This is a genomic window from Acinetobacter lwoffii (assembly GCF_024129355.1).
Lineage (GTDB): Bacteria > Pseudomonadota > Gammaproteobacteria > Pseudomonadales > Moraxellaceae > Acinetobacter > Acinetobacter lwoffii_I.
This window is the reverse complement of the sequence record NZ_JAMXXP010000016.1, coordinates 1-13,694: the sequence shown is the minus strand read 5'-3', so window position 1 is coordinate 13,694 and position 13,694 is coordinate 1. Positions and strand designations below refer to the sequence as shown.

Below are 13,694 nucleotides of genomic sequence, written 5' to 3'. Positions count from 1 at the left end.
CAGCGCATTTTTGTTGCTCTAGTATGCATAATCACAGCCGCAAAAAGAATGTCAGTATGAGCCTATTCCAGAAAATTCAAAAACTGCCTCTGGTTTCAAAATTTATTCTGAACCGCTATGCCCCTTATCGTGGTGCAGGCATTGAAATTGATAAGATTGATTTTAATAATTATCACGTTCGGGTCAAAATGCCGCTGACCCGTAAGAACCAGAATATTGTCGGTGTGCATTTTGGTGGCAGCCTGTATTCAATGGTCGATCCCTTTTATATGTTATTGCTGATGCATCATTTGGGGCCGAAATATCTGGTCTGGGATAAAGGCGCCAGCATTCAGTTTTTGGCACCGGGTCGCGGCACAGTGGTGGCGGACATTCGGATTTCTGCTGAAGAAATTGCCACGATTATCAATCTGGCAGCCGATAATGCGCCAGTGTATCGGCATTATCAGCTGAATATTTATGATGAAGCCGGGGTCAGAATTGCCGAAGTAGAAAAAACAGTATATATCCGGCGTAAACAGAGCAAAGGGAAAATTAACTCTCCTAAATAAGATAAAAGCGCCACATTGGCGCTTTTAAATCTAGATGAATCTGAAGTGACTTTCGACTTAACGACGACGGTTATCCTGTTCAATCGCAGCACCGGCACCACCACCGATTGCGCCACCGATTGCAGCACCCGCATTACCACCGAAGATGCTTTTACCGACTGCGGAACCAACAGCACCACCTACACCACTATAGGTCGCATTACGGTTTGAACCGCCTTGGGATTTACTACCCACTGCAGCACCGGCACCACCACCTACAGCTGCACCAACGCCACCGCCGACTTTATTACCAACACCACCACCGACTGCACCACCAAGGGCCGCAGCACCGATCCGTTGCTCATTGGCAGACATACTTTCACAACCCGCCAACATAAAGGTGGAAAGAGTGGCAACTGCCATAACACCCATTAATTTTTTCATGACCTTGGCCTTCCTGTCTTGCTTTAATTAAGCTTATCTTCATTTTATGAAACTAAAATCTGTAGCGTGTTACTTCTCTCGGTATTCCTGCTGAGTTTTGTAAATATCAATAGATTAGTCTTCTGTTCAAGCTGTCTTATTTATAAATTTTAGACAAAAAAAGACGCCCGAAGGCGTCTCTTTTCTCAGCTTTAACTCGAATTAGAATTCTTCGTTAAATGCCTGGCTAAGCGCTTGGTCTACATCAGAGAAGTCATTGTGCAGTTCAAATTCTGCAGCTTCTGCTTCTTGACGACGACGCTCCAGGTGGTAAGCCAAACCTGTACCCGCTGGGATCAGGCGACCTACAACTACGTTCTCTTTCAAGCCGCGTAAGTCATCTTCTTTACCTGTTACAGCCGCTTCAGTTAACACACGCGTGGTTTCCTGGAACGATGCAGCAGAGATGAACGAGTCAGTAGAAAGCGATGCTTTGGTAATACCCATCAATTGACGTTCAAACTTCGCAGGGAACTTGTTTTGTGCAAGAACTGCTTGGTTTTCTTGAACAACGCGGATGTAATCCACTTGTTCGCCTTTGATGAAGCTGGTATCGCCACCATCAGTGATATCAACTTTACGCAGCATTTGACGTACGATCACTTCAATATGCTTGTCGTTGATTTTTACACCTTGCAGACGGTATACGTCCTGAACTTCGTTCACGATGTAGTTTGTCAGCGCAACTTCACCTTTCAAACGTAAGATATCGTGCGGGTTCTGTGGACCATCAGAAATAGTTTCACCACGGTTCACATGTTCGCCTTCGAACACGTTAATCGTACGCCATTTTGGAATCAGCTCTTCATAAATCTCAGAGCCATCATCCGGCGTAATTACCAGACGGTTCTTACCTTTAGTCTCTTTACCAAAGCTTACAACACCCGACACTTCTGCAAGGATTGCATGCTCTTTCGGCTTACGTGCTTCGAACAAGTCAGCTACACGCGGCAGACCACCGGTAATATCACGGGTACGTGAAGTTTCTTGTGGTACACGACCGATGACATCACCGACACCAATCGTTTCGCCATCGCGCACAGAAAGAATCGTGTTCTGTGGCAGGAAGTAGAACTGTTCGCCACCATCAACGGTATCCAACACAACAGCAGGACGCAAATCTTTACCTGACGCAGGACGTGAAGTCACTGGCAAGATTTCGATAGTTGACATACCTGTTGCATCATCAGTTTTAGAAGTAACCGTCACACCATCAGCAATCTGGCTGAAACGTACTTTACCAGCAACTTCTGTTACTAATGGATGTGTATGCGGATCCCAAGTCGCCACAATACCGCCTGCTTCTACAGCTTCGCCATCTTTCAGCAAGATAGACGCACCGTAAGGAAGTTTATAGCGCTCGCGCTCACGACCTAAATCATCCGCAATACCGATTTCACCTGAACGTGAAGTCGATACCAAGTGACCTTTGGCATGTTGTACTGTTTTCACGTTATGGAAACGTACTGTACCTTGGTTACGAACTTGTACGCTGTTTGCAGCAGAAGTTCGGCTCGCAGCACCACCCACGTGGAAGGTACGCATTGTTAACTGTGTACCTGGTTCACCAATCGATTGAGCTGCCATAACACCAACAGACTCACCCGGGTTCACCTGATGACCACGTGCCAGGTCACGACCGTAACATTTCGCACATACACCAAAGGTAGATGCACAGTTCACGACTGAACGCACTTTAATTTCGTCGACACCTTGGCTTTCAATAAATGTCGCCAATTTTTCGTCAATTAAAGTATTACGTGGAAGCAGAACTTCATCTGTACCTACACGTTTCACATCTTCAGCAACCACACGACCCAATACTCGTGCACCCAGGTTTTCGATGACATCGCCACCTTGAATGAACGGAGTCATTACCAGACCGTCATACGTACCACAATCCGGCTCAGTAATGACCAAGTCCTGCGCAACGTCTACTAGACGACGAGTCAAATAACCAGAGTTCGCAGTCTTCAATGCTGTATCGGCCAAACCTTTACGCGCACCGTGTGTCGAGATGAAGTACTGAAGTACGGTCAAACCTTCACGGAAGTTCGCTTTAATAGGTGTTTCAATGATCGAGCCATCCGGCTTCGCCATCAAACCACGCATACCCGCCAACTGACGAATCTGAGCTGCCGAACCACGGGCACCCGAGTCAGACATCATGTAGATCGAGTTGAATGATTTTTGCTTCTCGTCTTCACCCTGTTTGTTCTTCACAGTGGTGAAAGACAAGTTGTCCATCATCGCTTTAGCAACCTGGTCATTGGTACGCGCCCAAATATCGACCACTTTGTTATAACGTTCGCCGGCAGTTACGAAGCCTTGTTCGAACTGTTGTTCGATTTCACGAACTTCAGCTTCCGCTTTACCAATAATTGCTTGTTTTTGCGGTGGAATAACCATGTCTTCCATACCGACAGATACACCTGAACGCGTCGCTTGACGGAAGCCCAAATACATCAACTGGTCAGCGAAGATAACAGTATCTTTCAGACCCAATTTACGGTAGCAAGAGTTAATTAATTTCGAGATGTTTTTCTTGGTCATCTCAACGTTAATTTGCTGGAAATCCATACCTTCAGGCACAACTTCCCAAAGTAGGCAGCGACCAGGCGTCGTATCTACAATAATGGTTTGCTGTTCACGGTTACCATCTTCGTCGATCACAGTCTGGTGTACACGTGCTTTAACGCGAGCGTGTAGATCAACCTGACCTGTTGCCAGTGCACGGTTTACTTCGTGAGTATCCGCGAACACCATGCCTTCACCTTTGGCATTGATTGCATCACGCGTGATGTAATACAAGCCCAAGACAACGTCCTGAGACGGTACGATGATTGGCTCACCGTTCGCTGGAGACAAAATGTTGTTCGTCGACATCATTAACGCACGAGCTTCAAGCTGAGCTTCAAGTGTTAATGGTACGTGTACCGCCATTTGGTCACCATCGAAGTCGGCGTTAAACGCAGCACATACGAGTGGGTGTAGACGGATCGCTTTACCTTCGATCAGGATCGGTTCAAATGCTTGAAGACCCAAACGGTGAAGAGTTGGCGCACGGTTCAACATCACTGGATGTTGACGAATCACGTGAGCAAGAACATCCCAAACTTCTGGAGTTTCACGCTCAACCATTTTCTTCGCAGCTTTAATGGTGGTTGCTTGACCAGAAGCTTGTAGTTTCGCGAAAATGAATGGCTTGAACAGTTCAAGGGCCATTTTCTTCGGAAGACCACATTGGTGCAAACGTAGGTTTGGACCAACAGTAATTACCGAACGGCCAGAGTAGTCAACACGCTTACCAAGTAAGTTTTGACGGAAACGACCTTGCTTACCTTTGATCATGTCTGCCAAAGATTTAAGCGGACGCTTGTTCGAACCGGTAATTGCACGACCACGACGACCGTTATCCAACAATGCATCTACAGACTCTTGTAACATACGTTTTTCGTTACGTACGATGATGTCTGGCGCTGCAAGGTCAAGAAGACGCTTCAAACGGTTGTTACGGTTGATCACACGACGATAAAGATCGTTCAGGTCAGAAGTCGCGAAACGACCACCTTCAAGTGGTACAAGCGGACGAAGGTCTGGTGGAAGAACTGGAAGTACAGTTAACACCATCCATTCTGGCTTGTTGTTCGAATCGTTGAATGCTTCCATCAACTTCAAACGCTTAGACGCTTTTTTCAGCTTGGTTTCTGAAGTTGTAACAGGAATTTCTTCACGAAGACGCGCAATTTCAGCTTCAAGATCGATGTCTTTCAACAAGTCTTGAACCGCTTCAGCACCCATTTTCGCTGTGAATTCATCACCGTGTTCTTCTAATGCATTGAAGTATTCTTCATCGTTTAGAAGTTGGTATTTCTCAAATGGAGTCATACCCGGATCGGTCACTACATAAGATTCGAAATACAATACGCGTTCGATATCACGTAGCGTCATGTCTAATAATAGACCGATACGGCTAGGCAATGATTTCAAGAACCAGATGTGTGCAACTGGAGATGCCAGCTCGATGTGACCCATACGCTCACGACGAACTTTCGCAGTTGTTACTTCAACGCCACATTTTTCACAAATGACGCCTTTGTATTTCATACGCTTGTATTTACCACACAAGCATTCGTAATCTTTCACTGGACCAAAGATTTTGGCACAGAACAAACCATCACGTTCAGGCTTGAACGTACGATAGTTAATGGTTTCTGGCTTTTTAACTTCACCGTGAGACCATGACTTAATCATTTCTGGTGACGCAAGACCAATACGGATGCGGTCAAACTCTACAGGAGCATGACCGTCTGAATCCGTCTTTTTGCGCATGATATCGAGCAAGTCTTTCAATTTTTTTCTCCGTGTGTTGTGGAGATTTTCACTCAACAACTGGGTCACAAATATTGTTTTTTAACTGAATTTTAATCCCCCTCAGTCCCCCCCTTTGTTAAGGGGGAAGCCCCTCTTTATCAAAGAGGGGTTTGGGGAGATTCAATGGAACTAATTAGTCACCATTTTTCAGTTCAATGTTGATACCTAAAGAACGGATCTCTTTGGTCAATACGTTGAACGATTCAGGCATGCCCGGGTCCATATAATGGTTGCCATCTACAATGTTCTTGTAGATACGGGTACGGCCTTCAACGTCATCCGATTTCACAGTCAGCATTTCTTGTAGCGTATATGCTGCACCGTAAGCTTCTAGTGCCCAGACTTCCATCTCACCGAAACGCTGACCACCGAATTGTGCTTTACCACCAAGCGGCTGTTGCGTTACTAGAGAGTAAGAACCAGTTGAACGCGCATGCATCTTGTCATCAACCAAGTGGTTCAGTTTCAGCATGTACATGTAACCTACAGTTACCGGACGATCGAAACGCTCACCAGTACGACCATCATATAATACGGTCTGACCAGTACTAGACAGGCCTGCAAGTTGTAACAACTCTTTGATCTGACCTTCTTCAGCACCATCGAATACCGGAGTAGCCAAAGGCACGCCAGCACGCAAGTTGCCAGAAAGTTTCAAGATTTCTTCATCAGTCAAGCTATCAAGATCTTCTTGCTCGCCACCAACTTTGTTGTAAATCTTGTCTAGGAAATCACGAAGCTCAAGTACAGTACGTTGCTCTTTCATCATCTTGTCGATTTGATCGCCAAGACCTTTCGCCGCCATACCCAAGTGAGTTTCAAGAATCTGACCCACGTTCATACGCGATGGTACGCCAAGCGGGTTCAATACGATATCAACAGGTACACCGTTGGCATCATGTGGCATGTCTTCTACCGGCAGGATGTTTGATACAACACCTTTGTTACCGTGACGACCCGCCATCTTATCACCCGGTTGGATGCGACGTTTTACAGCAAGATAAACTTTAACTACTTTCAATACGCCAGTCGTCAGTTCATCGCCTGTAGAAAGTTTGCGTTTTTTCTCAGCAAATTTCTCGTCAATTTCGAAGCTCTTCTCTTTCAAGAACACTTGAATTTGAGTTAAACGTTCAGCAATTGCTTCATCAACTGGTTGAATTTCAAGAAGATCAACAAGCTCTAAACCAGACAACACGTCTTCAGACAGTTTGTCGCCACGTTTAGTTGTACCGCCACCATTCGACTCTTGGCCATTCAGTAGACGGATTACACGTTCACGTGCAGCTTCTTCGAAGATTTTGAATTCTTCTTTCAAGTCTTTACGGTATGCATCCAATTGCGCTTTTTCAATTGCTTGAGCACGTTCGTCTTTTTCAAGACCGTCACGTGTAAACACTTGAACGTCAATGACTGTACCTTTAGTACCTGATGGAACGCGTAAAGATGAGTCTTTTACGTCAGCTGCTTTTTCACCGAAGATTGCACGTAGCAATTTTTCTTCTGGAGTAAGCTGTGTTTCACCTTTAGGGGTTACTTTACCTACAAGGATGTCCCCAGCAGTTACTTCAGCACCGATGTAAACAATACCTGACTCGTCCAGTTTAGACAGAGCAGCTTCACCTACGTTCGGAATATCAGCAGTGATTTCTTCCGCACCCAGTTTGGTATCACGTGCAACACATGACAATTCCTGGATATGAATAGACGTTAAACGGTCTTCCTGAAGTACACGCTCAGATAACAAGATCGAGTCTTCGTAGTTGTAACCATTCCAGGTCATAAACGCAACGCGCATGTTTTGACCCAATGCCAGCTCACCGCCATCTGTTGATGGACCATCAGCCAGTACATCACCACGACCTACTTTATCGCCCAGGTTCACAAGAACTTTCTGGTTGATACAAGTGTTCTGGTTCGAACGGGTGTATTTGATCAGGTTGTAGATATCTACACCTGCTTCACCTGCGATCATTTCGTCTTCATTCACACGAATAACCACACGAGACGCATCAACAAACTCGATACGACCACCACGCTGAGCGATCACACATACACCTGAGTCATGTGCTACGTTCGCTTCCATACCGGTACCAACAAGCGGCTTGTCAGCAATCAACGTCGGAACTGCCTGACGTTGCATGTTCGAACCCATTAATGCACGGTTGGCATCATCGTGTTCTAGGAATGGAATCAGTGACGCTGCTACAGATACAACCTGCTGAGCAGATACATCCATATGGGTTACTTTTTCAGGAGGAATACGTACGAAGTCACCTTGATGACGAACAGATACAAACTCTTCTGTTAAGTTACCGTCTTTATCCATTGCAGAATCGGCCTGTGCAATCACAGTGCCTACTTCTTCAATTGCAGAGAGGTATTCAACTTCATCTGTTACACGACCATCAACAACCTTACGGTATGGGGTTTCCAGGAAACCGAAGTTGTTACATTTCGCATAAACAGAAAGCGAGTTGATCAAACCAATGTTTGGACCTTCCGGTGTTTCAATTGGACATACACGACCGTAGTGAGTTTGATGTACGTCACGTACTTCAAAGCCTGCACGCTCACGTGTTAAACCGCCGGGACCAAGCGCAGAAACACGACGTTTGTGGGTAATCTCAGATAACGGGTTGTTTTGGTCCATAAACTGAGATAACTGGCTTGAACCAAAGAATTCTTTGATTGCAGCAGCTACTGGCTTCGCATTGATCAAATCTTGCGGAGACAGGTTGTCAGTTTCAGCTTGGCTTAAACGTTCTTTAACAGCACGTTCTACACGAACCAGACCTACACGGAATTGGTTTTCTGTCATTTCACCAACAGAACGAACACGACGGTTACCCAAGTGATCGATATCGTCGACTTCACCTTTACCGTTACGGATTTCAACTAATGTTTTTAATACATCAGTGATATCTTCGTTCGAGAGAATGCCTTCAACTTCACGTGACTTCTGATCTGTACCGACTTCGTAAGGACGACCCAAACGACGGTTGAACTTCATACGACCCACTGGAGACAAGTCATAACGTTCAGAAGAGAAGAACAAGTTATTGAATAAGTTTTCAGCAGCTTCTTTTGTTGGTGGCTCGCCTGGGCGCATCACTTTGTAGATTTCTACCAATGCTTCTTCACGATTGCTCGTTGTATCTGCACGTAGAGAATCTGCAACGAATGAACCGCGGTCGATATCATTGGTGAACAGAATATTGAACTGCTTCACGCCGCCTTCTGCAATTTTCACCATGATTTCATGGCTTAATACAGTATTGGCTGCAATCACATCACCATCTTTTAGTGGGATGTCTTCAGCAGTGATACGCTCATACAGGTACTCATCAGGCACTGCAAGTTTTTCAAGACCTGAAGCTTCCATTTGACGTACATGACGCGCATTGATACGTTTACCTTGCTCAACAATTGCCTTGCCATCCTTGTCCAGGATATCAAATTGTGCCATTTCGCCACGCAGACGTTCAGGCACCAGGTCAATCTGGTAGCTACCCATGTCAAGATACACAGGTACTTTCTCGTAGAACATGTCGAGAATGTTTTCGTTGCTATAACCCAAGGCACGAAGCACCACAGTCGCAAGCAATTTACGACGACGGTCAATACGTACATAGACGAGGTCTTTGGCATCGAATTCAAAGTCTAACCATGAACCACGGTAAGGAATGATACGCGCTGAATAAAGGACTTTACCACTTGAGTGAGTCTTGCCTTTATCGTGGTCAAAGAATACGCCTGGTGAACGGTGTAATTGTGACACGATCACACGCTCGGTACCATTAATTACAAAGGTACCGTTATCCGTCATTAATGGCATTTCGCCCATATAGACTTCTTGTTCACGTACGTCTTTAATTGACTTCGTTTCACGATCTTTCAGGATCAAACGAATTTTTACACGCATTGGTGCTGCATAAGTTGAGCCACGAAGAATACATTCGCGTACATCAAACTCAGGCTTACCAAGACTATACTCAACAAATTCTAAAGCAGCATTGCCAGAATAACTTTCAATAGGAAAAACTGAACGAAATGCGGCTTGGAGACCGATATCTTCGCGGTTTTTTGGTGATTTGCCATCTTGTAAGAATGTTCTGTACGAGTCGACTTGAATCGCGAGCAAGTACGGAGCATCCATGACGCTAGGCAATTTACCAAAATTCTTACGGATCCGTTTCTTTTCGGTATATGAGTATGCCATCTGGAGTCCTCGGAAAGTGTAAACCAAGCCCGCCTGCAGAACGGGCTCAGAAGGAATTACGCTGGCCGATATGGCCACCACTCTTTACAAATGCTGCAATTTTTAGTGGTATTAAAACGCTTATCAATATTTTTTAATGAAAAATATTGGTAAACGTTTGTTCATTATGTTTATTTTCAATTTGTATGATTTTTATATCATGCAAACAAAAATCGAGCCGATTATTGTAACGCAAAAAGGCTGATGACCCAAGAGCCATCAGCCAATTTTTGGAGCCGATTATAAAAAAACCGGCTCCCTTAAGAAATTACTTAAGAGTAACTGTAGCACCAGCTTCTTCAAGTTTCTTCTTAAGCTCTTCGCCTTCTTCTTTAGAAACGCCTTCTTTAAGAACTGCAGGAGCGCCTTCAACCATGTCTTTAGCTTCTTTCAAGCCAAGGCCAGTCGCTTCACGAACTGCTTTAATTACAGCAACTTTGTTCGCGCCGAAAGAAGTCAATTCAACATTGAATTCAGTTTGTTCTTCAGCAGCAGCAGCAGCTGGACCAGCAGCAACAGCTACAGCAGCAGCAGATACATTGAATTTCTCTTCGAAAGCAGAGATAAGTTCAACAAGTTCAAGAACAGTTTTTTCAGCAACTGCGTTTAGGATTTCTTCGTTTGTTAAAGCCATGAGATTAACTCCAAATGGGTATTGAATGATGTGTGTTTAAGTTTGAGCTTAAGCAGCTTCTGACTCGTTTTTCTCTTGAAGCGCTGTAAGTAAGCGGCCCAATTTCGAAATAGGAGCTTGAAGAACGTTTGCAAGCATAGTAAGCGCTTTCTCTTGGTTCGGAAGATTCGCGATTACGCTAACTTCTGCACCTTGATAAAGTTTGCCATCAAATGCAGCAGCTTTAAGTTCAAATGCTTTATTAGTTTTAGCGAATTCTTCGAACAAACGTGCAGCAGCACCCATGTCGTCTTCAGAATTCGAGAAAGCTAAGATTGTTGGGCCAACAAGGTTGTCGTTCAAGATATTGAATTGAGTATCTTGAAGAGCACGTTTAGCCAAAGTGTTACGAACGATACGTGTAGTAACACCAAGTTTACGCGCTTCAACACGTAGAGTAGTTAACTGCTCTACAGTCAAACCTTGGTAGTCAGCAACAACAGCAGCAAATGCAGTAGAAGCAACTTCAGCTACTTCAGCTACGATCTGTTTTTTGCCTTCGATAAGAAGAGCCATTGTAAAACCTCCTAACGGTGATTTATGTACTTACGCGAAGTACACTCCCAATTCGCAAGACCATCACTGGACTCACACGCGGAGGATGAACAAATCACACCACCGCGTCTACGCAGGCTGGGCTATTAAGAGAGAAGCATAAAACTCCCCTCGCCCGCGGTCTTTGACGCTGATAAATTTTCATTTATCAATTCAAAGTTTGCCTAAGTTTGCAAAATACGACGGAGCGTTTCTTGCGTAAGTTTTAAAGCAGCGCTTTAAAACTTACTCAGGGCTTTAAAATTCTGTAATAAGTCGAGACTTATTTAGAAACGTTTGCTACATCAACGATCAAACCAGGACCCATAGTTGAGCTCAAAGTGATCTTTTGAATGTATACGCCTTTAGACGTAGCAGGTTTCAAACGCTTCAAGTCAGCAACAAGTGCTTCAACGTTTTGACGAACAGCAGCAGCTTCAAAACCTACTTGACCGATCGCAGCGTGGATAATACCAGCTTTGTCTACGCGGTAACGTGCTTGACCAGCTTTTGCATTTTTAACTGCAGTAGCAACGTCAGGAGTTACAGTACCCACTTTAGGGTTTGGCATTAAGCCACGTGGACCAAGGATCGTACCAAGTTTACCTACAACGCGCATTGCATCTGGAGCAGCAATTACTACGTCAAAGTCAAGGTTACCCGCTTGGATGCTTTCAGCAAGATCGTCGAAACCAACAACGTCTGCGCCTTCAGCTTTAGCAGCTTCAGCAGCAGCGCCTTGAGCGAATACAGCTACACGTACAGTTTTACCAGTACCTGCAGGAAGTGTAGTCGCGCCACGAACAACCTGGTCAGATTTACGAGGATCAACACCTAGGTTTACCGCGATATCTAGAGATTCTTTGAATTTAGGAGCTGGAAGGCTCTCTAAAACTGCAACAGCTTCTTCTAGCGTGTAAACTTTGTGCGCTTCTACAGCAGCTACAATCGCTTTTTGACGTTTAGTTAATTTAGCCATGTCTTAAAGCTCCACTTCCAAGCCCATAGAACGCGCAGAACCAGCAATGGTACGTACACGTGCGTCTAAATCAGCACCAGTCAAATCTGGTTCTTTAGTAGTCGCGATTTCTTCGATTTGAGCACGAGTCAACTTACCAACTTTAGTTTTGTTAGGTACAGCTGAACCCTTCTGGATACCAGCAGCTTTCTTAAGAAGAACAGCAGCAGGTGGAGTTTTCATGATGAATGTGAACGACTTGTCGTTGTACACAGTGATCACGACTGGAATTGGCAGACCAGCTTCAACTTTTTGTGTCGCAGCATTGAATTCTTTACAGAATGCCATGATGTTCACACCACGTTGACCTAGTGCAGGACCAATCGGTGGAGATGGATTCGCTTTACCAGCTGGAACTTGCAGCTTGATATAGCCGTCAATCTTCTTAGCCATTTCAAATTACCTCTGGGTGCAAACGCCGGTGAAGGCTCCCCAATGATTTCAAGTAACGATACCGTTACAACAACAATGCCTGACTTATAAATAAGTCAGGCGTTTTCAACCCATACAAATTAGACTGATTTTTCGACTTGACGAAATTCCAATTCAACTTGAGTTGGTCGGTTAAATACATTAATGGTCAGCGTTAAACGCGACTTTTCGTACTGAACTTCTTCCACCACACCTTTAAAGTCGGTGAATGGCCCGTCAACCACGAGTAATTCTTCGCCTGGTTCAAACATCGTCTTAGGACGAGGTGCTTCGCCAGTATTGCGTACACGCGCAAGAATCGCATCTGCTTCTTTTTGCGTAATCGGTGCCGGTTTTTCAGCCGTACCACCAATAAAACCTAAAACTTTTGGACATTCTTTAACAATGTGCCAAGTATCATCGTTCATTTCCATTTCGACTAGGACATAGCCAGGAAAGAACTTACGCTCTGATTTACGCTTCTTGCCATCCTTCATTTCTACCACTTCTTCGGTAGGAACAAGGACTTCACCAAAGCTATCGGCAACAGCGCTACGCTGGATTCGATCATTAAGCGAACGCATCACTTGTTTTTCATAACCTGAATAGGCATGAATAATGTACCAACGTTTCATAGCTCTCTTACCCGATAATAAACTTCATTAACCAGCCTAAAATATAGTCAAAACACCACAATAAGATGGATGCAATTACGACTACAACAAGAACTTGCCAAGATGTGGACATCGTCTCTTGCTTGGTAGGCCAGGTCACTCGACGCAACTCAATTCGTGCATCTTTCAGCAGACGAATAAAGCCTTTGCCTTGATGGGTGGCGTATAATAAACCGAATGCTGCAACGATACAAGCCAAAATCACCCCAACGCGCACCCAAATATCATTCGCAGGTGCCCAGTACGCTGGTAAATATTGGTTTACCATCATTGCACCAACCAATAAAATCAAGGCGATAACCCATAGAACCATGTCTAATGGAGAACCAGAACTTACATCTACTGCAGGATTATTTCTTTGAGGAATTGCCGCTTCGCCTAATGCGTCGCGTGATTTTTCATTCGACATTTTTGTACTCGTCGTAGGTTTCGCGACTTATTATATGACCAATTTTGCCGACATCAAGCGTCTTTTTAGAAACTTGGCAGGTCAGGAGGGACTCGAACCCCCAACATTCGGTTTTGGAGACCGACGCTCTACCAATTGAACTACTGACCTGCAAAACAACAAGTTGGAGCCTAAGCTCCAACCTGCTTGTCTTATTCTATGATTATGCAGTTACTTTAGCAACTACACCAGCACCCACTGTACGACCGCCTTCACGGATCGCAAAACGTAGACCTGGGTCCATTGCGATCGGGTGGATTAGCTCTACTGACATCTCAACGTTGTCAC

General features: G+C 44.8%; 11 protein-coding genes and 1 tRNA gene. 1 reads left to right on the top strand and 11 read right to left on the bottom strand.

All coding sequences use genetic code 11. The features are described from left to right. Positions 1-56 precede the first annotated feature (56 nt). The gene (locus NI468_RS09295) at positions 57-551 is read left to right on the top strand and encodes a DUF4442 domain-containing protein (protein ID WP_201771462.1); all 495 of its coding nucleotides are present in this window, start codon (positions 57-59) and stop codon (positions 549-551) included. A 57-nt stretch (positions 552-608) separates the two neighbouring features. On the opposite strand, the gene NI468_RS09290 is transcribed toward NI468_RS09295, so the two are convergent. From NI468_RS09290 to NI468_RS09240, 11 genes are all read right to left on the bottom strand, one after another. Next, positions 609-974 carry a glycine zipper domain-containing protein gene (locus NI468_RS09290; RefSeq protein ID WP_005108070.1) on the bottom strand — a complete coding sequence of 122 codons (366 nt, stop codon included), beginning with the start codon at positions 972-974 and terminating at the stop codon, positions 609-611. A 201-nt stretch (positions 975-1,175) separates the two neighbouring features. Next, a complete protein-coding gene (gene rpoC / locus NI468_RS09285) occupies positions 1,176-5,366 on the bottom strand; it encodes a DNA-directed RNA polymerase subunit beta' (RefSeq protein ID WP_004278609.1) in 4,191 nt (1,396 codons plus the stop codon). 154 nt (positions 5,367-5,520) lie between these two features. Beyond that, positions 5,521-9,609, bottom strand: a complete 4,089-nt coding sequence (gene rpoB, locus NI468_RS09280; protein WP_005102827.1) for a DNA-directed RNA polymerase subunit beta — start codon at positions 9,607-9,609, stop codon at positions 5,521-5,523. Between the two features lie 307 nt (positions 9,610-9,916). After that, the gene (gene rplL / locus NI468_RS09275; RefSeq protein ID WP_004278611.1) at positions 9,917-10,282 is read right to left on the bottom strand and encodes a 50S ribosomal protein L7/L12; all 366 of its coding nucleotides are present in this window, start codon (positions 10,280-10,282) and stop codon (positions 9,917-9,919) included. Positions 10,283-10,330: 48 nt separating this feature from the next. Then, positions 10,331-10,837, bottom strand: coding sequence for a 50S ribosomal protein L10 (rplJ, locus tag NI468_RS09270; RefSeq protein WP_004278612.1), 507 nt, complete (start codon positions 10,835-10,837; stop codon positions 10,331-10,333). A gap of 301 nt (positions 10,838-11,138) precedes the next feature. Next, the gene (gene rplA, locus NI468_RS09265) at positions 11,139-11,834 is read right to left on the bottom strand and encodes a 50S ribosomal protein L1 (RefSeq protein ID WP_004278613.1); all 696 of its coding nucleotides are present in this window, start codon (positions 11,832-11,834) and stop codon (positions 11,139-11,141) included. Positions 11,835-11,837: 3 nt separating this feature from the next. Continuing rightward, positions 11,838-12,266, bottom strand: coding sequence for a 50S ribosomal protein L11 (rplK, locus tag NI468_RS09260; RefSeq protein ID WP_004278614.1), 429 nt, complete (start codon positions 12,264-12,266; stop codon positions 11,838-11,840). Between the two features lie 119 nt (positions 12,267-12,385). After that, positions 12,386-12,919 carry a transcription termination/antitermination protein NusG gene (nusG, locus tag NI468_RS09255; RefSeq protein ID WP_004278615.1) on the bottom strand — a complete coding sequence of 178 codons (534 nt, stop codon included), beginning with the start codon at positions 12,917-12,919 and terminating at the stop codon, positions 12,386-12,388. A 7-nt stretch (positions 12,920-12,926) separates the two neighbouring features. Next, the gene (gene secE, locus NI468_RS09250; protein ID WP_004278617.1) at positions 12,927-13,367 is read right to left on the bottom strand and encodes a preprotein translocase subunit SecE; all 441 of its coding nucleotides are present in this window, start codon (positions 13,365-13,367) and stop codon (positions 12,927-12,929) included. 74 nt (positions 13,368-13,441) lie between these two features. Beyond that, positions 13,442-13,517 (bottom strand) — tRNA-Trp (locus NI468_RS09245). A gap of 52 nt (positions 13,518-13,569) precedes the next feature. After that, the coding region (locus NI468_RS09240; protein ID WP_075861485.1) for an EF-Tu C-terminal domain-related protein at positions 13,570-13,694 on the bottom strand (125 nt) is incomplete at its 5' end.

Coding starts and splice junctions, on each gene's coding strand:
- NI468_RS09295 (WP_201771462.1), top strand. CDS start 57: ATGAGCCTATTCCAGAAAATTCAAAAACTGCCTCTGGTTTCAAAATTT.
- NI468_RS09290 (WP_005108070.1), bottom strand. CDS start 974: ATGAAAAAATTAATGGGTGTTATGGCAGTTGCCACTCTTTCCACCTTT.
- rpoB (WP_005102827.1), bottom strand. CDS start 9,609: ATGGCATACTCATATACCGAAAAGAAACGGATCCGTAAGAATTTTGGT.
- rplL (WP_004278611.1), bottom strand. CDS start 10,282: ATGGCTTTAACAAACGAAGAAATCCTAAACGCAGTTGCTGAAAAAACT.
- rplJ (WP_004278612.1), bottom strand. CDS start 10,837: ATGGCTCTTCTTATCGAAGGCAAAAAACAGATCGTAGCTGAAGTAGCT.
- rplA (WP_004278613.1), bottom strand. CDS start 11,834: ATGGCTAAATTAACTAAACGTCAAAAAGCGATTGTAGCTGCTGTAGAA.
- rplK (WP_004278614.1), bottom strand. CDS start 12,266: ATGGCTAAGAAGATTGACGGCTATATCAAGCTGCAAGTTCCAGCTGGT.
- nusG (WP_004278615.1), bottom strand. CDS start 12,919: ATGAAACGTTGGTACATTATTCATGCCTATTCAGGTTATGAAAAACAA.
- secE (WP_004278617.1), bottom strand. CDS start 13,367: ATGTCGAATGAAAAATCACGCGACGCATTAGGCGAAGCGGCAATTCCT.